Below are 24,948 nucleotides of genomic sequence, written 5' to 3'. Positions count from 1 at the left end.
CTACCTTCCACCTAACAAACGTTTGGTGGAAAGGTAGCTGATGCGGCCATGGGTGTCTCCACCTCGTGCGCGGAAAAGGGCGTCCGCGTCGTCACGGTCGACTTCCCGCCGGTGAACGCCCTGCCGGTGGCCGGCTGGTCCGCCCTGGCCGACGCGGTGCGGGCGGCCGGGCGTGACCCGGAGGTGCGGTGCGTGGTGCTGGCCGCCGAGGGGCGTGGCTTCAACGCGGGCGTGGACATCAAGGAGATCCAGCGGGACGGCGACGGCGCGCTGATCGGCGCCAACCACGCCTGCGCGGAGGCCTTCGGCGCGGTGTACGACTGCGCGGTGCCGGTGGTGGCGGCGGTGCAGGGGTTCTGCCTGGGCGGCGGCATCGGACTGGTGGGCAACGCCGACGCGATCGTGGCGAGCGAGGACGCCGTCTTCGGCGTGCCGGAGCTGGACCGGGGCGCGCTGGGCGCGGCCACGCATCTGGCCCGCCTCGTCCCGCAGCACCTGATGCGCGCGCTGTACTACACCGCGCGCACGGCGACCGCCGCCGACCTGCACGCGCACGGCTCGGTGTGGCGGGTCGTGCCGCGCGAGGGTCTGCGGACCGCCGCCCTGGGGCTGGCCCGGGAGATCGCCGCGAAGGACGGTCAGCTGCTGCGTCTGGCCAAGTCCGCCCTGAACGGCATCGACCCGGTCGACGTGCGCCGCAGCTACCGATTCGAGCAGGGCTTCACCTTCGAGGCGGGCCTGGGCGGGGTGGGCGCCCGGGTGCGCGCCGGCTTCGGCGAGGGGGGACGCCGGTGAGAGACAAGACGACGACCGCCGACGAGGTCGCCGCCCGGCTGCGCAGCGGCATGACCCTCGGCATCGGCGGCTGGGGGTCCCGCCGCAAGCCGATGGCCCTGGTGAGAGCGGTGCTCCGGTCGGAGATCACCGATCTCACGGTGGTCTCGTACAGCGGTCCGGACGTGGGCATGCTGGCCGCCGCCGGCCGGATCCGGAAGCTCGTCACGCCGTTCGTCACGCTGGACTCCATCCCGCTGGAGCCGCACTACCGCGCGGCCCGTGAGCGCGGCGCCTTCGCGCAGGCGGAGATCGACGAGGCGATGTTCCTGTGGGGGCTGCGCGCGGCGGCGCACCGGCTGCCGTTCCTGCCGGTGCGGGCCGGGCTGGGCTCGGACGTCATGCGGATCAACCCCGGCCTGCGCACGGTCACGTCGCCGTACGCGGACGGGGAGACGTTCGTGGCGATGCCCGCCCTGCGGCTGGACGCGGCCCTGGTGCACGTCAACCGCGCGGACCGGTCGGGCAACGGCCAGTATCTCGGCCCCGATCCGTACTTCGACGACCTGTTCTGCGCGGCGGCCGACACGGCGTACGTCTCCTGCGAACGGATCGTCGACACGGCCGAACTGGCGACAGGGGGCCCGCCGCAGACCCTGCTGATCAAACGGCACACGGTCACCGGCGTCGTCGAGGCCCCGCACGGCGCCCACTTCACGTCCTGCGCGCCCGACTACGGCCGGGACGAGTCCTTCCAGCGGACGTACGCCGGCACGCCCTGGCCCGACTTCGCCGCGCGGTTCCTCGCCGGGGACGAGCGGGCCTACCGGTCGGCCGTCGGGGAGGGGACATGACCGGGGCCACCCGCGCCGAGTACTGCGTGGTCGCCTGCGCCGAGGCCTGGCGGGACGACGGCGAGGTCCTCGCCAGTCCCATGGGGCTGATCCCCTCGCTCGGGGCGCGGCTGGCCCGGCTCACCTTCGCGCCGGAGCTGCTGCTCACCGACGGTGAGGCGCTGCTCGTCCGCCCGGACGGCACACCGGAGGGCTGGCTGCCCTACCGGCAGCACCTGGAGCTCGTCACCGGCGGGCGGCGGCACGTGATGATGGGCGCGAGCCAGCTCGACCGGTTCGGCAACCAGAACATCTCCTGCATCGGCGACTGGGAGCGCCCCGCGCGGCAGTTGCTGGGCGTGCGCGGCGCCCCGGTCAACACGCTCAACCACCCGACCAGTTACTGGATCCCCCGGCACTCCCGGCGGGTCTTCGTGGAGCGGGTCGACGTGGTCTGCGGCGTCGGGTACGACCGTGCGGCCGGGGCGCGCTACCACCGCATCGCGCGGGTCGTCTCCGACCTGGGTGTCTTCGACTTCGCCACCCCGGACCGCTCGATGCGGCTGGTCTCGCTGCACCCGGGCGTCACGGCCGGGCAGGTCCGGGAGGCGACGGGCTTCGAGCTCACCGTCCCGGACGAGGTGCCGGCGAGCCGTGCGCCGACCGCCGAGGAGCTGCGGCTGATCCGGGAGGTCCTGGACCCGGCCGGCGCCCGGGCCCGGGAGGTGGCCGCGTGAGGGAGACGGCCCTGACCCGGCTCGTCGGCGTCCGCCATCCGATCGTGCAGACCGGGATGGGCTGGGTGGCGGGACCCCGGCTGGTCGCCGCCACCGCGAACGCGGGCGCCCTCGGCATCCTGGCCTCGGCGACGATGACACCCGGCCGGTTGCGGGCTGCCGTGCGGGAGGTGCGGGCCCGGACCGACGCGCCGTTCGGGGTGAACCTGCGCGCCGACGCCGCCGACGCGGGCGAGCGCGTGCGGATCCTCGTCGAGGAAGGCGTCCGCGTGGCCTCCTTCGCCCTGGCCCCCTCCCGGGAGCTGATCGGCGAGCTCAAGGAGGCGGGCGTGGTCGTCATGCCGACGGTGGGGGCGCGGCGGCACGCCGAGAAGGTCGCGGCGTGGGGTGCGGACGCGGTGCTGGTGCAGGGCGCCGAGGGCGGCGGACACACCGGCGAGGTGGCCACGTCCGTGCTGCTGCCCCAGGTGGTGGACGCGGTGCGGATCCCGGTCGTCGCGGCGGGCGGGTTCTTCGACGGGCGCGGGCTGGTCGCGGCCCTGGCCTACGGGGCGGCGGGTGTCGCCATGGGCACGCGCTTCCTGCTGACGTCGGACTCGACGGTGCCGGACGCGGTGAAGGCCAGGTATCTCGCGGCGGCCGTCGGGGACGTGACGGTGACCCGGGCGGTGGACGGTCTGCCGCACCGCATGCTGCGCACGGACCTGGTGGACGCGCTGGAGCGGGCCGGGCGGGGCCGGGCGCTGCTGCGGGCGGTGCGCCACGCCTCCGGTTTCCGGCGGCTGTCGGGGCTGACCTGGCGGCGCATGGTCCGCGACGGGCTCGCCCTCAGGCACGGCAGGGACCTCTCCTGGAGCCAGGTGCTGCTCGCGGCGAACACGCCGATGCTGCTGAGGTCGGCGATGGTGGACGGCCGTACGGACCTGGGGGTGATGGCCTCCGGTCAGGTCGCCGGGGTGATCGGCGACCTGCCGTCGTGCGCGGAGCTGGTGGAGCGGATCATCGCCGAGGCCGACGCGACGCTGGAGCGGCTCAGAGCCGTTCGATGATCGTCACGTTGGCCTGGCCGCCGCCCTCGCACATGGTCTGCAGGCCGAACCGGCCGCCGGTGCGCTCCAGTTCGTGCAGCAGGGTCGTCATGAGCCGGACGCCGGTCGCGCCGAGGGGGTGGCCGAGGGCGATGGCACCGCCGTTGACGTTGACCCGCTCCGGGTCGGCGCCGGTCTCCCGCAGCCAGGCCAGGACGACCGGCGCGAAGGCCTCGTTGATCTCGACGAGGTCGATGTCGTCGATGGCCAGACCCGTCTTCTTCAGGGCGTGGGCGGTGGCGGGGATCGGGGCGGTGAGCATGCGGATCGGGTCCTCGCCGCGCACCGAGAGGTGGTGCACCCGCGCGCGTGGGGTGAGTCCGTGGGCGCGCACGGCCCGCCCGGAGGCCAGCAGCATCGCCGCCGCCCCGTCGGAGACCTGTGAGGAGCAGGCGGCGGTGATCGTGCCGCCGTCCAGGACCGGTTCGAGGGCGGCCATCTTCTCCGGGGAGGTGTCCCGGCGCGGGCCCTCGTCTGCCGTGACCTCCCCGTACGGCACGGTCTCGCGGGCGAAGCGGCCCTCGTCGGCGGCCCGCACCGCGCGCCGGTGGGAGCGCAGGGCGAACTCCTCCTGGTCCTGCCGGCTGATGCCCCACTTCGCGGCGATCGTCTCGGCGCCCACGAACTGGTTGACGGGCCGGTCCCCGTAGCGCGCCCGCCAGCCCGCGCTGCCCGCGAACGGGCCCTGGGTCAGCCCGAGCGGTGCGGCGGCCTGCCGGGTGGCGAAGGCGATGGGGATCATCGACATGTTCTGCACGCCGCCGGCGACCACCAGGTCCTGCGTGCCGGACAGCACGCCCTGCGCGGCGAAGTGCACGGCCTGCTGCGAGGAGCCGCACTGCCGGTCGACGGTCACGCCCGGCACCTCCTCGGGCAGCCCCGCGGCCAGCCAGCAGGTGCGCGCGATGTCCCCGGCCTGCGGCCCCACCGCGTCCAGGCAGCCGAGGACGACGTCCTCCACGGCGGCCGGGTCGGCGCCCGAGCGGCTCATCAGCTCCTTGAGCACGTGCGCGCCGAGGTCGGCCGGGTGGACGGCGCTCAGTCCTCCCCCGCGCCGCCCGACGGGCGTGCGGACCGCTTCGACGATGTAGGCCTCGGCCATGACGACTCCCTCGCGTCTGGGCGTTACTCGCGTACGGCGATCCCGTCCAGCACCATCGACAGGTACTGCCGGGCGATCTCCTCCGGGCTGTGCTGTCCGCCCGGGCGGTACCAGGAGGCGGCGACCCACACCGTGTCGCGCACGAACCGGTAGGTGAGCCGGACGTCGAGGTCGGCCCGGAAGGCCCGCTCGGCGACGCCGCGCTCCAGCGTGGACAGCCAGGCCTGCTCGAACCGGCGCTGGGACTCGGCGAGGAACGCGAACCGCTCCTGTGCCACCAGGTGCCTGCTCTCCTTTTGGTAGATCGCGACGGCCGCGCGGTGCCGGTCGATCTCCCGGAACGACTCGGTGACCAGGGCCTGCAGCGTCTCGCGCGGCCCGAGTCCGGCGCCCAGGACGGTGTCGTAGCCGTCCCACAGTTCGTCGAGGAAGGTGCGCAGGATCTCCTCCAGCATCGATTCCTTGGAGTCGAAGTGGTAGTAGAGGCTGCCGGCGAGCATCCCCGCGTGGTCCGCGATCGTGCGGACGGTGGTGGCGTTGTAGCCCTGCTCGGCGAAGACCTCGGCGGCGGTGGCGAGGAGTTCGCCGCGGCGATCGACCGAGGCGGCGCTCGCGGCGGGCTCGACGGTGGTCACCTGGGGTTTCTTCTTCGTAGGAGGCACGGGTCCATTGTCGTCCTACGGATGCCGGCTGCTGACGGAGACCACTTCCCCGGTCAGGTACGAGCTGTAGCCGGACGCGAGGAACACGATCACGTTGGCCACCTCCCAGGGCTCGGCGTGCCGTCCGTACGCCTCGTGGGCGGTCAGCTCGGCGAGCAGTTCGGGGGCCGTCACCTTCACCAGGTGCGGATGCAGGGCGAGGCTGGGCGCCACGGCGTTGACCCGCACCCCGTAGGCGGCGGCCTCGACCGCCGCGCACCGGGTCAGCGCCATCACGCCGGCCTTCGCCGCGGCGTAGTGGGCCTGTCCGGCCTGGGCGCGCCAGCCCACCACGGAGGCGTTGTTGACGATCACGCCGTCGCCGGTCTCCCGCATCAGGCGCAGGGCCGCGCGGGTGCACCGGAACGTGCCGTTGAGCGTGACGTCCAGGACGCGCGTCCACTGGTCGTCGCTCATGTCGGCGAGTTCCGCCGTACCGCCGAGACCGGCGTTGTTGACCACGATGTCCAGGCGTCCGTGCTCCCGGACGGCCTCGTCGAACAGGGCGCGGACCTGCATGTCGTCGGTGACGTCACAGGGCACGGCGGCGACCGCGCCCGCGCCGAACTCGGCGGTGAGCCGCGCCTCGTGCTCCTTGAGCCGCCGCGCGTGGGCGTCGCTGATCAGCACCCGCGCGCCCTCCTCCAGCAGGCGCCGCGCCGTGGCCCCGCCGATGCCCGCGCCGGCCGCCGCGGTGACGACGGCGGTCCGCCCCGCCAGCAGGCCGTGGCCGGGCACGTAGGTCGGGCTCTCGACGGCTGTCATGGGCTCACGCTAACCTACCAAACACTTGTTAGGGAAGGAGGAGGCGGCCGTGGACCTGGCGTTCTCCCCGGCGGACGAGGAGTTCCGCACCGAGGCCCGGCAGTGGCTGCACGCGCACGTGCCGCGCGAGCCGCTGCCCTCCCTGGAGACCGAGGAGGGCTTCGCCGCGCACCGCGCCTGGGAGGCGGAGCTGGCCGCGGACCGCTGGTCGGTCGTCGACTGGCCCGAGCGGTACGGCGGGCGGGACGCGGGGCTCCTGCGGTGGCTGGTCTTCGAGGAGGAGTACTGGGCGGCGGGCGCCCCGGGCCGCGTCGGGCAGAACGGCGTCCAGCTGCTCGCCCCGACCCTGCTGGACCACGGCACCGAGGAGCAGCGGGCCCGGGTCCTGCCGCCGATGGCCACCGGCGAGGTGGTCTGGGCGCAGGCCTGGTCGGAGCCCGAGGCCGGTTCGGACCTGGCCGCCCTGCGGGCCAGGGCCGTGCGTACGGACGGGGGCTGGCTGCTGAGCGGCCAGAAGACGTGGTCCTCGCGGGCCGCGTTCGCCGACCGCGCCTTCGGTCTGTTCCGCAGCGACCCGGACGCGGCCCGGCCCCACCAGGGCCTGACGTACCTGATGTTCGGTCTGCGCGCACCCGGCGTGACGGTCCGCCCGATCGCGCGGCTCGACGGCAAACCGGCGTTCGCGGAGCTGTTCCTGGACGAGGTCTTCGTCCCCGACGAGGACGTGATCGGCGCGCCGGGCCAGGGCTGGCGCATCGCGATGTCGGCCGCGGGCCACGAGCGGGGGCTGAAGCTGCGCTCCCCGGGCCGTTTCCTGGCCGCCGCGCGCGGGCTGGAGGAGCTGTGGCGGGAGCGCGGCGGTGAGGTGTCCGCGCGGGACCGGGTGGCCGACGCGCTGATCGGCGCCCGCGCCTACCAGCTGTTCACCTACGCGGCCGCCTCCCGGTTCCTGGACGGCGAGGCGGTCGGCCCCGAGTCGAGCCTGAACAAGGTCCACTGGTCCGAGCTGGACCTGGCGCTGCACGAGACGGCCCTCGACCTGCTCGGCCCCGAGGGCGAACGGGCCGACACGGACTGGGCGCAGCGGTACGTCTTCGCCCTCGCCGGGCCCGTCTACGCGGGCACGAACGAGATCCAGCGCGACATCATCGCCGAACGCCTGCTCGGACTGCCGAAGGGACGCCGGTGATGCGCGCTCTTCCCGATGCCGAACGCCCGCTCGGACTGCCCGACGGGACGCCGGTGACGCGTCTCCTCTCCCAGCACCTGCCCGGGCCGCCGAGGGGATGCCGGTGATGCGTCTTCTCCTCGATGCCGAGCAGCGTGCCTTCGCCGCGTCGCTGGACGCCCTGCTGACGGCGGCGGACACCCCCGCGGTGGCCCGGGCGTGGGGCCGGGGCGAGTCCGCGGCCGGGCGGGCGCTGTGGGTGAGGCTGGCGGAGGCGGGCGTGTTCGCGCTGGCGGTGCCGGAGGCGTACGAGGGGTTCGGGCCGCGGCCGGTCGACCTGGCCGTCGCCTTCGTGGAACTGGGCCGGCACGCGGTGCCCGGGCCCTTGGTGGAGACGGTCACCGCGGCGGTGCTCCTGGCCGGGTCCGACCCGCGCACCGCCGAGCGCCTGCTGCCCGGGCTGGCGTCCGGAAAGACGCCGGCGACGGTGGCGCCACCGGGGCCCGCGGGACCCTCCCCGGCCCGGGGAACAGGGGCCGGAGTGCGAAGCCCTGCCGTGGGGCCGCGGCGGCGACCGGGCGGGACGGCCGCGCCACGGCTCCCCGAGGGTCCTCTGGCCCTCGACGGCGACGCCGCCGCGCTTCGCCTGACCTGGGAACCCGACGGGGTGCGCCGCTCCCCCGGCCACGGCGCCGCCCGGCCCTCCCTGGACCCCGCCCGGCGGCTGACGCCCCTCGTCCCCGGCGGTGAGCTCCTCGCCGCCCCGTCGCCCGCCGCCCTCGTCTGGGCCCGGCTGGCCACCGCCGCCCAGGCCCTCGGCGTGGGCCTGGCGCTCCTCGACCGGACCGTCGGCCACGTCGGGCGGCGCCACCAGTTCGGTGTGCCCGTCGGCTCGTTCCAGGCGGTCAAACACCGGCTGGCCGACGCCAAGATCGCCCTGGAGTTCGCGCGGCCGCTGCTCTTCGGCGCCGCGCTCACGCTGCGCCCGGCCGATGTCGCCGCCGCCAAGGCCGCCGCGTGCGAGGCGGCGTACGCCACCGCCCGCACCGCCCTGCACCTGCACGGCGCGCTCGGCTACACGGCGGAGTACGACCTGTCGCTGTGGCTGGGCAAGGCCCGGGCCCTGCGCACCGCCTGGGGCTCCCCGCAGGAGTGCCGGGCCCTGGTCGTCAGTGCCCGTGATCGCCGCTGGTGATCTCCCGGTACTCCTCCGCCGTCGGCTTCTCGATCCGCGCGTCGGGCCCGAACATGGCGTGTGCGAGCCGGGCCCGCAGCCGCTGGGACCGCTTGACCCTGCGCCGCACTCCCCCGGCGTCGACCTCGGGCCCGATCGTGTACGGCGGGTTCTGCTCGTGCTGGGTGAGGGTGAACAGGTCCGCCTGCGCGAGCGGCTCGTGCACCTCGATGTACTCGCCGGTCGGCAGCCGTTTGACGGTGCCGGTCTCCCTGCCGTGCAGGACCTTGGCGCGGTCGCGGCGCTGCAGGCCCATGCAGATCTTCTTCGTGACGAGGAACGCGACGACCGGCAGCACGAAGACGCCGATCCGCACGAACCAGGTGATGGCGTTGATGGACAGGTGCAGATGGGTGGCGACGATGTCGTTGCCGCCGCCGATCAGCAGCACCGCGTACAGGGTCAGCCAGGCCACGCCCAGGCCGGTGCGGACGGGCACGTTGCGCGGCCGGTCCAGGATGTGGTGCTCGCGCTTGTCGCCGGTGATCCACGCCTCGATGAACGGGTAGACCCCGAGGGCGAGCAGGATCAGCGGGAACAGCGTGAAGGGGATGAACACGCCGAGCACGAGCGTGTGGCCCCAGAGGTTGATCTCCCATCCCGGCATCACCCGGATCAGGCCCTCGGAGAAGCCGAGGTACCAGTCGGGCTGCGCTCCGGTGGTGACGAGGTCGGGCCGGTAGGGGCCGAAGGCCCACACGGGGTTGATCTGGGCGATGGCGCCCATCACCGTCAGCACGCCGAAGACGAGGAAGAAGAAGCCGCCCGCCTTGGCCATGTAGACGGGCAGGAAGGGCATGCCGACGACCGACCGCTCCTGGCGTCCAGGGCCGGGGAACTGGGTGTGCTTGTGGTAGAAGACCAGGATCAGGTGGGCGGCCACCAGGCCCAGCATGATGCCGGGCAGCAGCAGCACGTGGACCGGGAAGAGGCGCGAGATGATGTCGTCGCCCGGGAACTCTCCGCCGAACAGGAAGAACGCCACGTACGTCCCGACGATCGGGATCGACAGGATCGCCCCGTGCGCGAAGCGGAGGCCGGTGCCGGAGAGCAGGTCGTCGGGGAGGGAGTAGCCGGTCAGGCCGGTGATGATGCCGAGCATCAGCAGGGTCCAGCCGAAGACCCAGTTGAGTTCGCGCGGCTTGCGGAAGGCGCCCGTGAAGAACACCCGCATCATGTGCACCAGCATGCCGGTGATGAAGACCAGCGCCGCCCAGTGGTGGATCTGCCGGATCAGCAGCCCGCCGCGCACGTCGAAGCTGATGTCCAGGGTGGACTCGAAGGCCCTGCTCATCAGCACACCGTTGAGTTCGGTGTAGGAGCCCTGGTAGACGACCTCCTGCATGCTCGGCTCGAAGAACAGGGTGAGGTAGACGCCGGTGAGGATCAGCACGACGAAGCTGTAGAGGGTGACCTCGCCGAGCATGAAGGACCAGTGGTCCGGGAAGACCTTGCGCATGTTGGCCTTGGCCAGCGCATAGAGCCCCAGCCGGCCGTCCGCCCAGCCGGCCAGCCTCTCGCCCTTGCCCGCGGGTGGTCTCCTGCGGGCGGAGGCCGTCCCGTACACCCGTCGTGCGCCGTCGTCGCCCATGCGTCGTCGCCTCCCCGTCGGATCCCTCCCAGCGTGGCACGGCCTCCCGGCGACGCCAACGGGACGAGGGGGCGGCTGGGCCAGAGGGGCGAGCGCGGTGCTCAGGGCGTGCCGGGGTCGCGCACGATGCCCTCGGCCCGGGCGGCCACCAGCCACGTCGGGAACTCCCCCACCAGCCGGTCGTACAGCGCGCGGTCGGGGACCGTGCGGGGGTCCTCGCCCGCGTGGAAGAACCCCGCGTTGTCCACGACCCGTTTGCCGGGCACGGCCAGCTCGTCGAGTCTGCGCAGGAAGTCGAACTGCTTGCTGCGCGGGTCGCCGAAGCCGATGAACTGCCAGAACAGCGGGAGTCTCGCCGCCTTGCACAGGTACCGTTCCGCGGCGAGCTTGTTGATCGGCCCGCCGTCGGTCTGGAAGACGACCAGGGCGGGCGCGGTCGTACCGCTGTCGAGGTAGTGGTCGATCACGGCGTCCATGGCCAGGTGGTAGCTGGTCTTTCCCATGTGCCCGAGCCCGGCCACGATCCGCTCGATCCGCCCCTGGTGACCGGCCAGGGCGATCTCCGTCTCGGCGTCGACGTCCGTGGAGAAGAACACCACGGGCACGGTGCCGTCGTCGTCGAGGTGCGCCGACAGCCCGAGCACCCGGTCGGCCAGCGCCTGGACGCTGCCGTCCTTGTAGTAGGGCTTCATCGAGCCGGAGTGGTCGACCACGAGGTAGACGGCGGCGCGCAGCCCGCCCAGCCCGTGCTCGGTGAGGGACGCCCCGGCGCTCTTGTACAGGTCCACCAGCGCGGGAGCGGTCTCCTGCACCTTGCTCAGACTGATCGCGGCCATGGCCTCACTCTCTCACTCCTCGACGACCACTCCGTCGCTCAGCTCCAGCACCCGGTCGGCGAGACCGAGGAGTTGGGGGTCGTGGGTGGCGACGAGGGCCGTGACGCCCTCGCTGCGGACCACCGCCCGCAGCAGTTCCATCACCGCCAGGCCGGTGGCGGCGTCGAGTTGCCCGGTCGGCTCGTCGGCGAGCAGCAGGGCCGGGCGGTTGGCCAGGGCCCGGGCGATGGCGACCCGCTGCTGCTGCCCGCCGGACAGCTCGGCGGGCCGCTGCGCCTCGTGGCCGGTGAGCCCGACGAGGGCCAGCAGCAGCGCCACCCGCTCCTCGCGCTCGCGCGGCTCGGCCCGGCGCAGCCGCAGGGGGACGCCCACGTTCTCGGCGGCGGTGAGAATGGGGATGAGCCCGAAGGACTGGAAGACGAAACCGATCCGGTCGCGGCGCAGTTCCAGCAGCTCGCTCTCGCTCAGCCCCGACAGGTCGGTGCCGTCCAGGACGACCCGGCCGCTCTGCGGCGCGTCGAGGCCTCCGATCACGTGGAGCAGCGTCGACTTGCCGGAGCCCGACCGGCCCTTGAGGGCGACCAGTTCGCCGCGCCGGACGTCGAAGGAGGCCCCGCGCAGCGCCCGCACGGCCGCTGCCCCCGTGCCGTAGGAGTGGTGAAGGTCCTCCACCCGCAGCATCGGCTCGCCGGAGGTGCCGTCGGCGAGGGCGGCGCCCGGCCCGGGGCTGGTGTTCTCGGTCATCACCGCATCCCATACGGAACGCGTGCGGACGGTCAAGAGCCGCACAACCCCTGCTCGAACGCATGTGCCGAGCCGGTAGGTCCATGATATGCATGGCCGGGTTGGCGCAACGGCGGCTCATCGGGTGGGGGAAGCGTGACGGGCTTACTGCTGATGCGCCTGCGCGCGCACCGGCTGCTCCTCACAGCCGCCCTGCTCGCCGTGGTGGTGACCGCCTCGGTGCTCGCCTCCCTCACGGCCTTCTCCGCTTCCGTCGGGGACGCGGCCCTGCGCGGCACGCTGAGCGGCCGGTCGGCGGCCTCCGCGTCCCTCGTCGTGGAGGCGGACGTGCCCCGGGAGCGGCGGGAGGCGGCGCAGCGGGCCGTGACGCGCGCGGCGCGGGAGGCGTTCGGCGGGCTGCCGGTGACCGTGCGGCGCCTGGAACGCTCCGGCCCGTACGCGCTGCCCCGTTCCCTCCAGGACGCCGACGGCCGCGCGGGCGAGCCCGACCTCACGCTCCTCGCCGCCCTGGACCGGTCACGGATCAGGCTGGTGTCGGGCGCCTTGCCCGGCCCGGCCCCGGCCGCCCCCGCGGCCGCGGTACCCGTGGCCCTGCCGGAGACGGCCGCCGAGCGGCTGGGGTTGCGGGCGGGCGCGCGACTGACCCTCACCGACCGGCTGGGCGGCGAACCGCTCCGGATCCGGGTGACCGGCGTGTACCGGGCGGCCGACGGCTCCGATCCGTACTGGCAGGTGGACACGCTCGGCGGCCAGGGCGTGCGCACCGTCGCCTTCACGACCTTCGGGCCGCTGCTCGCGGACGCCTCGGTGCTCGCCTCCGGCCGCACCTCCGGGGACGGCACCGGATGGGTCGCGACGGCCGACTACCGGACCTTCACGACCGACGGCATCGGCGCGCTCCGCGCGGCGACCGTCCGCACGGCCGCGGCGCTGCGCGAGGAGCCGGCGCTCGGCGGCAGCGCGGACGTGCGCACCGCGCTGCCCGAGGTGCTCGACCGGACCGAGCGGGCCCTGCTGGTGTCCCGCTCCACCCTCATGATCGTCTCCGTGCAGTTGGTGCTCCTCGCGGGGTACGCGCTGCTGCTGGTGGCGCGGCTGCTGGGTGGCGAACGGGCGGGCGAGACCGAGCTGTTGCGGGCCAGAGGCGCCTCGCGCGGGCGGATCGTGGGGCTGGCGGTGCTGGAGGCGCTGCTGCTCGCGGTGCCCGCCGCGGTCGGGGCGGCACTGCTGTCCGGCCCGCTGGCCCGGCTGCTGGCCCGGTGGTCCGCGCTCGACCGGATCGGGCTGCGGCTCGACACCGCCCCGTCGGGTGCGGTGTGGCTGGTCGCGGGCGGGGTGGCGGTGGTGTGCGCGGCGGCGGTCGTGGCGCCCGCCCTGGCGGCGACGGCCGCGACGACGGTGCGGCTGCGGCGCGTCCGTGCCGCGACGACGGCCGCGCCCGTGCGGGCGGGGGCCGATGTGGGGCTGCTGCTGATCGCGGGCGTGGCGTACTGGCAGCTGGAACGGCAGACCGACGCGAGCGGCGGTGGGGCGCTCAGCCGCGACCGCGCCGGTGAGCTGGGCATCGACCCGCTGCTGGTCGCGGCGCCCGCGCTGGCGCTGCTGGCCGGCACGGTACTGACGCTGCGTCTGCTGCCGCTCGCCGCCCGGCTGGCGGAGCGGCGGTCCGCGAAGGGGCGCGGGCTGCCTGCGGCGCTGGCGGGCTGGCAGTTCAGCCGGCGGCCGCTGCGCGGGGCCGGTCCGGTGCTGCTGCTGGTCGTCGCCGTGGCGACCGGGATGCTGGCCCTCGGGCACGGCGCCTCCTGGGACCGCTCGCAGGACGACCAGGCCGACTTCCGCACGGGCGCCGCCGTCCGCGTCCTCGACCAGCGTCCGGGCAGCCCCGGGCAGACCGGCCTCTACGCCGCGGTGCCCGGGGCCCGGGACGCGGCTCCCGCGCACCGCACCACCCTGTCCCTGTCCGGCGACCGGGAGGCGACGGTGCTCGCCCTCGACACCGCGCACGCCCGGGACGCGATGCTGATGCGCGGCGATCTCGCCGACGAGTCCCCGGAGCGGTTGCTGCGCCACCTGGCACCGCCCGCGCCGGACCCGGACCGGGCCGTGCGGCTCCCCGACGGCACCCGGCGGCTCGCCCTGGACGTGCGGATCGGCGACACGCGGGCCCGGACGGGACGCTCCCCCTCGCAGCGCGCGCCCGTACTCACCGCGGTCGTCGAGGACCGGTACGGCATCGGCTACCGACTGGGCGCCGGGACCGTCCCGGTGGACGGCCGGGTGCACCGGCTCACCCTGGACCTCGACGTGACGGCGACGGGCCGTCGTGCCGCCCCGGCCGGACCGCTGCGGCTCACCGGGGTGCAGCTCGACGACACCGCGCCCGCCGGGCGCACCGAGACGCACCGGCTCACCGTCGAACGGCTGCTCGCCACCGGCCCCGACGGCTCCGCGCGGGCCGTCTCCGTCCCCGCCGGGACCCGCTGGCGCGGCGACCGGTCCGTCACGGACAACGGCGAGGTCCTCGCCCGTTCGGCCGTGCGACCCGAGGCGTCGGGCACCGCGCCCCTGACCGTGTCCTACGGCACCGGCGCCGACGCCGACGAGAGCACCGGCACCGCGCCGGTCTACAGCGTCCGCGTCTCCACCGCCGGGGACGCGGTGCCGGGCACCCTGGCCGCCGTCGCGACCCGGGACTTCCTGCGGGCGGCGGGGGCCCGGCCGGGTGACACCGTCGACGTGCCGCTGTCCGGGGAGCAACTGCGGGTGCGGATCGTCCGGTCGGTCGAGGCGCTGCCGACGACGGCCACCGGCCTGGACGGGGAGGACGTGGACGGCGGGGCGCTGCTGCTCGATCTGCGGGCCGTCGACGCCGTGCTGGCGCGGCGGGCCAGCGCGCCGCTCTCCCCCACCGAGTGGTGGGTGAGCACCGCTGCGGGCAAGGCCGCCGAGGTCGCCGCAGAGCTGCGGGCCCGCCCCGACCTCGCGGCGGGTCAGGTGCTGGTGCGGGACGAGACGGCGGCCGAGCTGCTGCGGGATCCGCTCGGGGCCGGGCCGCGCTCGGCGCTGACGGCGGTGGCGGTGGCCGCCGTGGCGCTCGCCGCCGGGGGGTTCGCGGTCAGCGCCGCCGGGGCGCGGCGCGAGCGGTCCGGGGAGTTCGCGGTGCTGCGCGCCCTGGGCACGCCCCGCCGTGACCTCGCCCGGCTCGTCGCGACGGAGCAGAGCCTGCTCGTGGGGGCCGGTCTGCTCGCCGGGCTCGGCCTCGGTGCCGTGCTGACCCGGGCCGTCGTGCCGCTGATCGTGCTGACCTCCGGCGCCGCGCGGCCAGTGCCGGAGGTGCTCGTCGAACTCCCGCCGGACCGGCTGGCCCTGCTCCTCGCGGGAGTGGCCGCGCCGCTGCTGCTGATCACCACCGCGTCGGCGCTGCGCCGTGCCGAACCGGCGGTCGTGCTCCGCCACCAGGGGGAGGACTGAGGATGCCGTCGCACACGCGGGGCGCGCCCTGGGTACGGACCCGGTTGCGGACCGCGCCCTGGTCCGCCGTCGCCCTCGGGGCGCTGGTCCTGCTCACCGCGTTCCTCGCGGCCGTCCTGCCCCGGGCCGTCGAGGCGTACGAGACGCAGGGGCTGCGCGAGGCCGTCGCCGGGGCCGCACCCGAGGCCGGCGTGCTGGAGCTGAAGACGCCCCCGCCCGGGCTCGAACGATCCGACGAGGCCCGGGCGGACGCGGTCCGCCCGGAGGCGCTCGCGGCGATCGGCGCCCGGGCGCGGGCACTGCTGCCGGCACCGCTGCGGGCGGACCCGGCCCAGTCGGCGTATGGGGTGCGGACCGCCAGGAGCCTGGAGGGGCTGGACGCCGCGCTGCCCCGGCCCGACGGGCTGCCGCCGCGCTTCACCCTGCTCGCGCAGTCCGGGGCGGCCGCCCACGCCACCGTGCGGGAGGGCCGGCTGCCCACCGCCGGTCGGGTGGGGGTGGACACCCGGGCCGTGGAGGGCGCCGTGACCCGCGAGACCGCCCGCACGCTGGGGCTGCGGGCCGGGTCCACGCTCACCCTGGCCGGCTATCCGGACCGGCCGCTGACCGTGCGGATCACCGGGGTGCTCGAACCCCGGCAACCGCAGCGCAGTTACTGGTCGGCGGAGCCCGTCCTGCGCACCCCGGGCCTGATCAGCACCACCGGCCGTCCCCCGCAGTTCTACTGGGAGGCGGGCGTGCTGCTCGCGCCGGGGGCGGCGCCCGCGCTGCTCGGCGGGCAGGGCGAGCCGGAGCGGTACTGGCGTTTCGCGCCGGCGACCGGGCAGCTCACCGGGGCGGACGCCCCGGCCCTCGTCGCGGCGGTCGCCTCCCTGGAGGACGGGCCCGGGCTGGTGGCGCTGCGCGGGGTCGCCGGACCGGTCGCGCAGCTGTCCACCGGCCTGGAGCAGGTGGTCGGCGCCTACACCGCGACCCGGGACGCGATCGCGCCGGTGGTCGCCGTCGCGGCCTTCGGGATCGCCGCGGTCGCCGTCGTCGTCCTGGTGATGAGCGGGGGCCTGGCCGCCTCCCGCCGCGACGCCGAACTCGCCCTGCTGCGCGCCCGGGGCGGCTCCCTGCGCGGCATCGCCGTGCGGCTGCTGGCCGAGACCGCGGTGCCCGTGGTGCCCGCGGCGGCCTGCGGCCTGCTGCTCGCGCTGCTCGTGGTGGACGGGGGACGGCCGCTGCCCGCCGTCCTCGGGGCGGGCGCCGTGGCCCTGCTCGCCTGTGCGGTGCTGCCGGTGCGCGCGGTGGTGGCGCATCGCAGCCCGCGGGCGCACCGGGAACGCGACGACCTCGCCCACGCCAGGCCGGGCGGGCGCCGCCTGGTCGCCGAACTGACCGTGCTGGTGCTGGCCGCCGGCGCGGTGGCGGCGCTGCGGCGGCGCGGCACGGAAGGGCCGGGCGACCTGCTGGTGAGCGCCGCGCCGGTGCTCGTCGGGGTGGTGGCCGCGCTGGTCCTGGTCCGGCTGTACCCGCTGCCGCTGCGGTGGGCGGCCGGCCCGGCCGGGCGGCTGCGCGGCGTGGTCGGGTTCCTGTCGGTGGCCCGTGCGGGCCGCGCACCGGCGGCGGTCGCCGTGCTGCCGCTGCTCGCCCTGCTGACCGCCCTGACGACGGCCGCGTTCGGCGGGTCGGTGCTGGCGGGCGTGGCGGACGCCCGTGACCGGGCCGCGCTGCTGGCCACGGGCGCGGACGCACGGCTGGACACGGCCGACGGCGCGCCGCTGCCGCCGGGCTTGGCCGGTGCGGTCCGGCAGGTGGCGGGCGTGCGGCAGGTGACGGCGGTGGGCTTCGCGTACGCCGCGGAGCGCGCCGGTGACGAGACGCGCTCGCTGCCCGTGATCGCGGTGGAGCCGGACGGCTACGCGCGGGTGGCCCGACAGACCGGGCTCGGCGGGTTCCCGGCGGACCGGCTGCGGTCCGCGGACGGGGTGCTGGGCGCCGTCGCCTCCCCCGGGGTCGCCGAGCGGTTCGGCCGGGCGCCGCGCCGGATCGTGACCGACACGGGGCCCGTCACCGTGCGGGTCACCGCCGTGAACCCTCGCACCCCGGCGGTCCCGGAGGGCGAGTTCCTGCTGGTCGACGCGGCGGGCCTGAAGGGCTTCACCGGCCCCACGACCCTGCTGGCGACCGGCGCCGACATCGACGGGAAGGCGCTGCGGGCCGCCGGTTCCGGCATCTCGGTGACCCTGCGCGCCGAGGAACGCGCGGCGCTGTCCGACTCCCCGCTGCAGGCGGGCGCCGAGCGCATCTACGGCTCGGCCGTCGTCGCGGGCGCCGGATACGCGGTGCTCGCCCTGGTCCTCGGCCTGCTGCGCACCGCGCCGGAACGGGCCGCGCTGCTGGCCCTGCTGCGCACCCTGGGCCTGACGACCCGCCAGGGCCGGCGGCTGCTCGGTCTGGAGGCGCTGCCGCAGGCGCTGCTCGCGGCCGGCGGGGGCATGGCCGTCGGCTGGGCCGCGGTACGGCTGCTCGCCCCCGGTGTCGACCTCGACCGGCTCGCCCTGTCCGGCGCGACCGGCGGCCCGGTGCCGGGAGGTGCCGTCCTGCGGACCGACCTGTGGTCACTGGTGCTGCCGGCCGCGGTCACGGTGCTGCTGGCCGGGACGGTGGCCGTCGCGCAGGCCTGGTGGGCGGGACGCCGGACACCGATCACTCACCTCAGGGCGGGAGACATGCGATGAGCGGTACGACGGATTCGCTCGCGGAGCTGGAACGGCGGGCGGCGCACCGGCGGGACCGGCCCGCCTACGGGCACGACGCCCTGATCGCCTGCGACCGGCTGGTGCGGATCTTCGCCAAGCGCGGCGGCGGGGACGCCGTGGAGGTGCAGGCGCTCCAGGGGCTCGATCTGCTGGTGCGCGAGGGCGAGTTGATGGCCCTGGTGGGGGCGTCCGGCAGCGGCAAGTCGACGCTGATGAACATCCTCGCGGGCCTGGACGTCCCGACCGCCGGCTCCGCCAGGGTCGCGGGCCGCGATCTGCTGACGATGGACGCCAGGGCGCGGCTGCGCTACCGGCGCGAGGTGGTCGGCTTCGTCTGGCAGCAGACGGCCCGCAATCTCCTGCCGTATCTGACGGCCGCACAGAACGTCGTCCTGCCCTTGCAGCTGGCGGGCCGCCCGCGCCGGGAACGGGCCGCGCGGGCCGCTGAACTGCTGTCCCTGCTGGGCGTCGCCGACTGTGCCGAGCGGCGGCCGCGGCAGATGTCCGGCGGTCAGCAGCAGCGCGTCGCGATCGCCGTCGCCCTGGCCAACGCCCCCGCCGTGCTGCTCGCGGACGAGCCGACCGGCGAGCTGGACTCGGCGACCGGCCGACAGGTCTTCGCGGCGTTCCGCCGGGCCAACGAGGAGCTGGGCACGACGATCGTCGTCGTCACGCACGACCAGGCGGTCGCCGGCGAGGTCCGCCGCACGGTCGCGATCCGCGACGGCCGCACCTCCACGGAGGTCCTGCGTCGCACGGAGGTCGACGAGACGGGCCGGGAGTCCCTGGTGGCGCGCGAGTACGCGATGCTCGACCGCGCGGGCCGCCTGCAGCTCCCCGCCGAGTACACGGCGGCCCTGGGCATGCGGGACCGGGTGCTGCTGGAACTGGAGGACGACCACGTCCAGGTGTGGCCCGACGGGAACGACCACGACGGCGACCACGACCGCGAGGGACACGGCTGAGGACGTGCGACGGCGCCTGCCCGGTCGTCCGGTCGGGGACAGTGGGGCAGGCGCCGTCGGCGTTCCGCACGCCTTTGTGCGGGACGTTCTGGTGAGTGCGCTCAGACCATCGGCGCACGGTCCGCTCAGACCATCAGCGCACGGTCCGTCGGGCGGATCGGGGCCGGCAGGTCGCTGGCACCGGTCAGGAAGCGGTCGACGCCCCTGGCGGCCGAGCGGCCCTCCGCGATCGCCCAGACGATGAGCGACTGGCCGCGGCCGGCGTCACCGGCGACGAACACGCCCGGCACGTTGGTCTGCCAGTCGGCGTCGCGGGCGATGTTGCCGCGCTCGTCGAGCTCCAGGCCGAACTGCTCGACCAGGCCGTTCTCGCGGTCGGTGCCCGTGAAGCCCATCGCCAGCGTCACCAGCTGGGCGGGGATCTTGCGCTCGGAGCCCGGCTTGGGCGTCAGCTTGCCGTCGACGAACTCCACCTCGGTCAGGTGCAGCCACTGGACGTTGCCGTCCTCGTCGCCCTCGAAGTGGGTCGTCGAGACCGAGTAGACCCGCTCGCCGCCCTCCTCGTGGGCCGAGGTGACCTTGTACAGCATGGGGAAGGTCGGCCAGGGCTGGTTGATCGGGTGCCGGTCGTCGTTCGGGCGGGGCATGATCTCCAGCTGCGTGACGGAGGCCGCGCCCTGGCGGTGGGCGGTGCCGACGCAGTCCGCGCCGGTGTCGCCGCCGCCGATGACCACGACGTGCTTGCCCTCGGCCGAGATGGGGGGCGCCACGAAGTCGCCCTCCTGCACCTTGTTGGCCAGGGGCAGGTACTCCATGGCCTGGTAAATGCCCTTGAGTTCCCGGCCGGGCACCGGCAGGTCGCGGGCCGTGGTCGCGCCGACGGCCAGGACGACCGCGTCGTAGCGCTTCTTCAGGTCCGTGGCCTTCAGGTCGCGGCCGATCTCGACGCCCGTGCGGAAGCGGGTGCCCTCCGCGCGCATCTGCTCGATGCGGCGGTTGATGTGCCGCTTCTCCATCTTGAACTCGGGGATGCCGTACCGGAGGAGCCCTCCGACGCGGTCCGCGCGCTCGTAGACGGCGACGGTGTGGCCGGCGCGGGTCAGCTGCTGGGCGGCGGCCAGACCCGCCGGGCCCGAGCCGACGACGGCGACGGTCTTGCCGGACAGGCGCTCGGGGATCTGCGGGGCGACGTCCCCGGTCTCCCACGCCTTGTCGATGATCGAGACCTCGACGTTCTTGATGGTGACCGGCGGCTGGTTGATGCCGAGGACACACGCCGACTCGCACGGAGCGGGGCACAGGCGGCCGGTGAACTCCGGGAAGTTGTTCGTCGCGTGCAGCCGCTCGGAGGCGGCGGCCCAGTCCTCGCGGTAGGCGTAGTCGTTCCACTCGGGGATGAGGTTCCCGAGCGGGCAGCCGTTGTGGCAGAACGGGATGCCGCAGTCCATGCACCTGCTGGCCTGCTTGCTGATGATCGGCAGCAGGGAGCCGGGGACGTAGACCTCGTTCCAGTCGCGGACGCGCTCCTCGACGGGGCGGGACTTGGCGACCTCGCGCCCGTGGTTCAGGAAGCCCTTCGGGTCAGCCATTGATCGCCGCCTCCATCATCTTCTCGTGGGTCTCGGTCTCGGAGAGACCGGCTCGCTCGGCGGCGTCCTTGGCGGCGAGCACTGCCTTGTACGTGCTGGGGATGATCTTGCTGAAGCGCTCGACGGCGGTGTCCCACTCGGCCAGGAGCTTCTCGGCGACGGTGGAGCCCGTCTCCTCCTGGTGGCGGCGGACCACGTCGTGCAGCCACTGCCGGTCGGTGTCGTCCAGCGCCTCGATCGCGTCGAGGTTGCCGACGTTGACGTTGTCGCGGTCGAGGTCGATCACGTAGGCGACGCCGCCGGACATGCCGGCCGCGAAGTTGCGGCCGGTCTCGCCGAGCACCACCGCGTGACCGCCGGTCATGTACTCGCAGCCGTGGTCGCCCACGCCCTCGGAGACGACCGTAGCGCCGGAGTTGCGCACGCAGAACCGCTCACCGGTCTTGCCGCGCAGGAACATCTCGCCGCCGGTGGCGCCGTAGCCGATGGTGTTGCCGGCGATGACGCTGTACTCGGCGAGGTGGTCGGCCGCACGGTCCGGCCGGACGATGATCCGGCCGCCGGACAGGCCCTTGCCGACGTAGTCGTTGGCGTCGCCCTCGAGACGCAGCGTCACACCGCGCGGCACGAACGCGCCGAAGGACTGGCCGGCCGAGCCGGTGAAGGTGATGTCGATGGTGTCGTCGGGCAGGCCCGCGCCGCCGAACTTCTTCGTCACCTCGTGGCCGAGCATGGTGCCGACCGTGCGGTTGATGTTGCGGATCTGCACCTGGGCGCGGACCGGCTGGGCCTCGGTGGCGTCGGAGGCGGCCAGCGCGTCGGCGGCCAGCTTGATCAGCTGGTTGTCGAGCGCCTTCTCCAGGCCGTGGTCCTGCGCGATCAGCTGGTGGCGCACCGCGCCCTCGGGCAGCTGGGGCACGTGGAACAGCGGCTCCAGGTTCAGGCCCTGCGCCTTCCAGTGGTCGACCGCGCGGGTGACGTCGAGGGCCTCGGCGTGGCCGACGGCCTCCTCGATGGAGCGGAAGCCCAGCTCGGCGAGGATCTCGCGGACCTCTTCGGCGATGTACTGGAAGAAGTTGACGACGTACTCGGCCTTGCCGGTGTAGCGCTCGCGCAGCACCGGGTTCTGCGTGGCGATGCCGACCGGGCAGGTGTCCAGGTGGCAGACGCGCATCATGACGCAGCCGGAGACGACGAGCGGCGCGGTCGCGAAACCGAACTCCTCGGCGCCGAGCAGCGCGGCGATGACCACGTCGCGGCCGGTCTTCAGCTGGCCGTCCGTCTGGACGACGATCCGGTCGCGCAGGCCGTTGAGCAGCAGCGTCTGCTGCGTCTCGGCGAGGCCCAGCTCCCAGGGTCCGCCCGCGTGCTTCAGCGAGGTGAGCGGGGAGGCGCCGGTGCCGCCGTCGTGCCCGGAGATGAGCACCACGTCCGCGTGGGCCTTGGAGACACCCGCGGCGACCGTGCCGACGCCGACCTCGGAGACCAGCTTGACGTGAATGCGCGCCTGGGGGTTGGCGTTCTTCAGGTCGTGGATCAGCTGGGCGAGGTCCTCGATGGAGTAGATGTCGTGGTGCGGCGGCGGGGAGATCAGGCCCACGCCGGGCGTCGAGTGCCGTGTCTTGGCGACCCACGGGTAGACCTTGTGGCCGGGCAGCTGGCCGCCCTCGCCGGGCTTGGCGCCCTGGGCCATCTTGATCTGGATGTCGTCGGAGTTGACCAGGTACTCGGAGGTCACGCCGAAGCGGCCGGAGGCGACCTGCTTGATGGAGGACCGGCGGGCCGGGTCGTACAGGCGCTCCGGGTCCTCGCCGCCCTCACCGGTGTTGGACTTGCCGCCCAGCTGGTTCATGGCGATGGCGAGGGTCTCGTGCGCCTCCTGCGAGATGGAGCCGTACGACATGGCGCCGGTGGAGAAGCGCTTGACGATCTCGGAGACGGGCTCGACCTCGTCGATGGAGATCGGCTGCCGGTCCGACTTGAAGCCGAACAGGCCGCGCAGCGTCATCAGCCGCTCGGACTGCTCGTTCACGCGCTCGGTGTACTTCTTGAAGATGTCGTACCGGCCGGAGCGTGTGGAGTGCTGGAGGCGGAAGACCGTCTCCGGGTCGAACAGGTGCGGCTCGCCCTCGCGGCGCCACTGGTACTCGCCGCCTATCTCCAGCGCGCGGTGCGCCGGGGCGATGCCGGAGGCCGGGTAGGCCTTGGCGTGCCGGGCGGCGACCTCCTTGGCGATGACGTCGATGCCGACGCCGCCGATCTTGGTGGCCGTACCGTTGAAGTACTTGTCGACGAAGGCCTCGTCGAGACCGACGGCCTCGAAGACCTGGGCGCCGCGGTAGGAGGCGACAGTCGAGATGCCCATCTTGGACATGACCTTCAGCACGCCCTTGCCGAGGGCGTAGATGAGGTTGCGGATGGCCTTCTCGGGCTCGATGCCGGGCAGGAACGTGCCGGCGCGGACCAGGTCCTCGACGGACTCCATCGCCAGGTACGGGTTGACGGCGGCGGCGCCGTAGCCGATGAGCAGGGCGACGTGGTGGACCTCGCGGACGTCGCCGGCCTCGACCAGCAGGCCCACCTGGGTGCGCTGCTTGGTGCGGATGAGGTGGTGGTGGACGGCCGCGGTGAGCAGCAGCGACGGGATCGGCGCGTGCTCGGCGTCGGAGTGGCGGTCGGACAGGACGATCAGGCGGGCGCCGTTCTCGATGGCCGCGTCGGCCTCGGCGCAGATCTCCTCGATCCGCGCGGCGAGCGCGTCTCCGCCGCCGTGCACCCGGTACAGACCGGACAGCGTCGCGGCCTTGAAGCCCGGCATGTCGCCGTCGGCGTTGATGTGGATGAGCTTGGCCAACTCGTCGTTGTCGATGACCGGGAAGGGCAGCAGGACGCTGCGACAGGAGGCCGCGTTCGGGTCGAGCAGGTTGCCCTGCGGGCCCAGCGACGAGCGCAGGGAGGTGACCAGCTCCTCGCGGATGGCGTCCAGCGGCGGGTTGGTGACCTGCGCGAACAGCTGCGTGAAGTAGTCGAAGAGCAGGCGCGGGCGGTCCGACAGCGCGGCGATCGGCGAGTCGGTGCCCATGGAACCGATCGGCTCGGCACCGGCCTTGGCCATCGGCGCGAGGATGACCCGCAGCTCCTCCTCGGTGTAGCCGAAGGTCTGCTGGCGGCGGGTGACCGAGGCGTGGGTGTGGACGATGTGCTCGCGCTCGGGCAGGTCGGACAGCTCGATCTCGCCGGCTTCCACCCACTCCTGGTAGGGGTTCTCGGCGGCGAGCTGGGCCTTGATCTCGTCGTCCTCGATGATGCGGTGCTCGGCGGTGTCGACGAGGAACATGCGGCCGGGCTGCAGGCGGCCCTTGCGGACGACCTTGGCCGGGTCGATGTCCAGGACGCCGACCTCGGAGCCGAGGACGACCAGGCCGTCGTCGGTGACCCAGTAGCGGCCGGGGCGCAGGCCGTTGCGGTCGAGGACCGCGCCGACCTGGGTGCCGTCGGTGAAGGTGACACAGGCCGGGCCGTCCCAGGGCTCCATCATCGTGGAGTGGAACTGGTAGAAGGCGCGCCGGGCCGGGTCCATGGAGTCGTGGTTCTCCCACGCCTCCGGGATCATCATCAGCACGGAGTGCGGCAGGGAACGGCCGCCCAGGTGCAGCAGCTCCAGGACCTCGTCGAAGGAGGCGGAGTCGGAGGCGTCCGGGGTGCAGATCGGGAAGATCCGCTCGATGGCCTTGTCGTCGGCGCCGAACAGGTCGGAGACGAGCTGTGACTCGCGGGCCACCATCCAGTTGCGGTTGCCCTTGACCGTGTTGATCTCGCCGTTGTGCGCGACGAAGCGGTACGGGTGTGCGAGCGGCCACGACGGGAAGGTGTTCGTCGAGAAGCGGGAGTGCACGAGCGCGATCGCGGAGGCGAAGCGGCGGTCGGACAGGTCCGGGAAGAAGGGCTCCAGCTGGCCGGTGGTCAGCATGCCCTTGTAGACGATCGTGCGGGCCGACAGCGACGGGAAGTAGACACCGGCCTCGCGCTCGGCGCGCTTGCGCAGCACGAAGGCCTTGCGGTCGAGGGCGATGCTCTCCGAGGCGCCGTCGGCGACGAAGAGCTGCCGGAAGACCGGCATCGTCGAGCGGGCGGTGGCGCCCAGCAGCTGGGGCGCGACCGGCACCTCGCGCCAGCCGAGGACGGTGAGGCCCTCGTCGGCGGCGATCGTCTCGATCTGCGAGACGGCCTCGGCGGTGCCGGCCTCGGGCAGGAAGGCGATGCCGACGGCGTAGGAGCCCGCCGCGGGCAGCTCGAATCCGGCCACGTCACGGAAGAAGGCGTCCGGGACCTGCGCCAGGATGCCCGCGCCGTCGCCGGAGTCGGGCTCGGAGCCGGTGGCGCCTCGGTGTTCGAGGTTGCGCAGGACGGTCAGAGCCTGTTCCACCAGGGTGTGGGACGCCTCGCCGGTGAGGGTGGCGACGAAGCCGACGCCGCAGGCGTCGTGCTCGTTGCGGGGGTCGTACATACCCTGCGCAGCAGGGCGAGCATCCATGAACGACCAGTTCTGGCCATTCGCGGAGTGCTGGGACGGCTGGCGCGGCGTACGCATCGGCTCTCCCGTCGT

At 74.2% G+C, this 24,948-nt stretch carries 17 protein-coding genes; 9 read left to right on the top strand and 8 right to left on the bottom strand.

The window, feature by feature from the left end:
* The first annotated feature begins 48 nt into the window (after positions 1-48).
* Genes ACIGAQ_RS14640 through ACIGAQ_RS14625 form a run of 4 tightly spaced genes read left to right on the top strand, consistent with a single transcriptional unit; the run spans position 49 to position 3,393 of the window.
* Positions 49-795: an enoyl-CoA hydratase family protein gene (locus ACIGAQ_RS14640; protein ID WP_399782626.1), complete on the top strand. Its 747-nt coding sequence runs from the start codon at positions 49-51 to the stop codon at positions 793-795.
* Positions 792-1,628 (top strand): CoA transferase subunit A, encoded by an 837-nt coding sequence (locus tag ACIGAQ_RS14635; protein WP_399782623.1) that lies wholly within the window; start codon positions 792-794, stop codon positions 1,626-1,628. Before ACIGAQ_RS14640 ends, ACIGAQ_RS14635 begins: the two co-directional genes overlap by 4 nt.
* Positions 1,625-2,344, top strand: coding sequence for a CoA-transferase subunit beta (locus tag ACIGAQ_RS14630; RefSeq protein ID WP_399782620.1), 720 nt, complete (start codon positions 1,625-1,627; stop codon positions 2,342-2,344). The genes ACIGAQ_RS14635 and ACIGAQ_RS14630 overlap by 4 nt, the downstream gene beginning before the upstream one ends.
* Complete coding sequence (locus ACIGAQ_RS14625; RefSeq protein WP_362280600.1) at positions 2,341-3,393, top strand: nitronate monooxygenase; 1,053 nt, start codon at positions 2,341-2,343, stop codon at positions 3,391-3,393. Before ACIGAQ_RS14630 ends, ACIGAQ_RS14625 begins: the two co-directional genes overlap by 4 nt.
* On the opposite strand, the gene ACIGAQ_RS14620 is transcribed toward ACIGAQ_RS14625, so the two are convergent.
* Genes ACIGAQ_RS14620 through ACIGAQ_RS14610 form a run of 3 tightly spaced genes read right to left on the bottom strand, consistent with a single transcriptional unit; the run spans position 3,377 to position 6,000 of the window.
* Positions 3,377-4,534, bottom strand: a complete 1,158-nt coding sequence (locus ACIGAQ_RS14620) for an acetyl-CoA C-acetyltransferase (RefSeq protein ID WP_399782617.1) — start codon at positions 4,532-4,534, stop codon at positions 3,377-3,379. The genes ACIGAQ_RS14625 and ACIGAQ_RS14620 overlap by 17 nt on opposite strands.
* A 23-nt stretch (positions 4,535-4,557) precedes the next feature.
* On the bottom strand, positions 4,558-5,196 hold the full coding sequence (locus ACIGAQ_RS14615; protein WP_399782614.1) for a TetR/AcrR family transcriptional regulator: 639 nt from the start codon (positions 5,194-5,196) through the stop codon (positions 4,558-4,560).
* Positions 5,197-5,211: 15 nt separating this feature from the next.
* Positions 5,212-6,000, bottom strand: coding sequence for an SDR family oxidoreductase (locus ACIGAQ_RS14610; protein ID WP_399782611.1), 789 nt, complete (start codon positions 5,998-6,000; stop codon positions 5,212-5,214).
* Between the two features lie 49 nt (positions 6,001-6,049).
* Here ACIGAQ_RS14610 and ACIGAQ_RS14605 point away from each other — a divergent pair, with 49 nt between their 5' ends.
* Together ACIGAQ_RS14605 and ACIGAQ_RS14600 are read left to right on the top strand one after the other, a co-directional pair.
* Entirely contained in the window at positions 6,050-7,189 is a 1,140-nt protein-coding gene (locus ACIGAQ_RS14605; protein WP_399782608.1) for an acyl-CoA dehydrogenase family protein, read from the top strand.
* Positions 7,190-7,295: 106 nt separating this feature from the next.
* On the top strand, positions 7,296-8,363 hold the full coding sequence (locus tag ACIGAQ_RS14600; protein ID WP_399782605.1) for an acyl-CoA dehydrogenase family protein: 1,068 nt from the start codon (positions 7,296-7,298) through the stop codon (positions 8,361-8,363).
* On the opposite strand, the gene ACIGAQ_RS14595 is transcribed toward ACIGAQ_RS14600, so the two are convergent.
* The 3 genes from ACIGAQ_RS14595 to ACIGAQ_RS14585 all read right to left on the bottom strand — a co-directional run bounded on the left by ACIGAQ_RS14595 (position 8,338) and on the right by ACIGAQ_RS14585 (position 11,573).
* A complete protein-coding gene (locus ACIGAQ_RS14595) occupies positions 8,338-9,993 on the bottom strand; it encodes a cytochrome bc complex cytochrome b subunit (protein WP_399782602.1) in 1,656 nt (551 codons plus the stop codon). The two genes, ACIGAQ_RS14600 and ACIGAQ_RS14595, sit on opposite strands and share 26 nt — an antisense overlap.
* Before the next feature lie 101 nt (positions 9,994-10,094).
* Positions 10,095-10,829 carry a vWA domain-containing protein gene (locus ACIGAQ_RS14590; protein ID WP_399782599.1) on the bottom strand — a complete coding sequence of 245 codons (735 nt, stop codon included), beginning with the start codon at positions 10,827-10,829 and terminating at the stop codon, positions 10,095-10,097.
* 12 nt (positions 10,830-10,841) lie between these two features.
* Complete coding sequence (locus ACIGAQ_RS14585; protein ID WP_399782596.1) at positions 10,842-11,573, bottom strand: ABC transporter ATP-binding protein; 732 nt, start codon at positions 11,571-11,573, stop codon at positions 10,842-10,844.
* A gap of 135 nt (positions 11,574-11,708) precedes the next feature.
* Here ACIGAQ_RS14585 and ACIGAQ_RS14580 point away from each other — a divergent pair, with 135 nt between their 5' ends.
* Genes ACIGAQ_RS14580 through ACIGAQ_RS14570 form a run of 3 tightly spaced genes read left to right on the top strand, consistent with a single transcriptional unit; the run spans position 11,709 to position 18,753 of the window.
* Positions 11,709-15,044, top strand: a complete 3,336-nt coding sequence (locus ACIGAQ_RS14580; RefSeq protein WP_399782593.1) for an FtsX-like permease family protein — start codon at positions 11,709-11,711, stop codon at positions 15,042-15,044.
* 2 nt (positions 15,045-15,046) lie between these two features.
* Positions 15,047-17,767 (top strand): ABC transporter permease, encoded by a 2,721-nt coding sequence (locus ACIGAQ_RS14575; RefSeq protein WP_399782590.1) that lies wholly within the window; start codon positions 15,047-15,049, stop codon positions 17,765-17,767.
* Complete coding sequence (locus ACIGAQ_RS14570; RefSeq protein ID WP_311683407.1) at positions 17,764-18,753, top strand: ABC transporter ATP-binding protein; 990 nt, start codon at positions 17,764-17,766, stop codon at positions 18,751-18,753. The genes ACIGAQ_RS14575 and ACIGAQ_RS14570 overlap by 4 nt, the downstream gene beginning before the upstream one ends.
* 125 nt (positions 18,754-18,878) lie before the next feature.
* Here ACIGAQ_RS14570 and ACIGAQ_RS14565 read toward each other — a convergent pair whose 3' ends face one another.
* Both ACIGAQ_RS14565 and gltB read right to left on the bottom strand, forming a co-directional pair.
* Positions 18,879-20,342 carry a glutamate synthase subunit beta gene (locus ACIGAQ_RS14565; protein ID WP_399782586.1) on the bottom strand — a complete coding sequence of 488 codons (1,464 nt, stop codon included), beginning with the start codon at positions 20,340-20,342 and terminating at the stop codon, positions 18,879-18,881.
* Positions 20,335-24,933 (bottom strand): glutamate synthase large subunit, encoded by a 4,599-nt coding sequence (gltB, locus tag ACIGAQ_RS14560; protein ID WP_399782583.1) that lies wholly within the window; start codon positions 24,931-24,933, stop codon positions 20,335-20,337. The genes ACIGAQ_RS14565 and gltB overlap by 8 nt, the downstream gene beginning before the upstream one ends.
* Positions 24,934-24,948 lie beyond the last annotated feature (15 nt).

This window comes from Streptomyces sp. NPDC085932 (assembly GCF_044540525.1).
GTDB lineage: Bacteria > Actinomycetota > Actinomycetes > Streptomycetales > Streptomycetaceae > Streptomyces > Streptomyces levis.
This window is presented reverse-complemented; position numbering and strand designations above follow the sequence as displayed.

Bases quoted from the DNA above. Each gene is read 5' to 3' on its own strand.
- ACIGAQ_RS14570 (WP_311683407.1), top strand. From the start codon at position 17,764: ATGAGCGGTACGACGGATTCGCTCGCGGAGCTGGAACGGCGGGCGGCG.
- ACIGAQ_RS14620 (WP_399782617.1), bottom strand. From the start codon at position 4,534: ATGGCCGAGGCCTACATCGTCGAAGCGGTCCGCACGCCCGTCGGGCGG.
- ACIGAQ_RS14585 (WP_399782596.1), bottom strand. From the start codon at position 11,573: ATGACCGAGAACACCAGCCCCGGGCCGGGCGCCGCCCTCGCCGACGGC.
- ACIGAQ_RS14595 (WP_399782602.1), bottom strand. From the start codon at position 9,993: ATGGGCGACGACGGCGCACGACGGGTGTACGGGACGGCCTCCGCCCGC.
- ACIGAQ_RS14590 (WP_399782599.1), bottom strand. From the start codon at position 10,829: ATGGCCGCGATCAGTCTGAGCAAGGTGCAGGAGACCGCTCCCGCGCTG.
- ACIGAQ_RS14630 (WP_399782620.1), top strand. From the start codon at position 1,625: ATGACCGGGGCCACCCGCGCCGAGTACTGCGTGGTCGCCTGCGCCGAG.
- gltB (WP_399782583.1), bottom strand. From the start codon at position 24,933: ATGCGTACGCCGCGCCAGCCGTCCCAGCACTCCGCGAATGGCCAGAAC.
- ACIGAQ_RS14575 (WP_399782590.1), top strand. From the start codon at position 15,047: ATGCCGTCGCACACGCGGGGCGCGCCCTGGGTACGGACCCGGTTGCGG.
- ACIGAQ_RS14600 (WP_399782605.1), top strand. From the start codon at position 7,296: ATGCGTCTTCTCCTCGATGCCGAGCAGCGTGCCTTCGCCGCGTCGCTG.
- ACIGAQ_RS14610 (WP_399782611.1), bottom strand. From the start codon at position 6,000: ATGACAGCCGTCGAGAGCCCGACCTACGTGCCCGGCCACGGCCTGCTG.
- ACIGAQ_RS14565 (WP_399782586.1), bottom strand. From the start codon at position 20,342: ATGGCTGACCCGAAGGGCTTCCTGAACCACGGGCGCGAGGTCGCCAAG.
- ACIGAQ_RS14640 (WP_399782626.1), top strand. From the start codon at position 49: ATGGGTGTCTCCACCTCGTGCGCGGAAAAGGGCGTCCGCGTCGTCACG.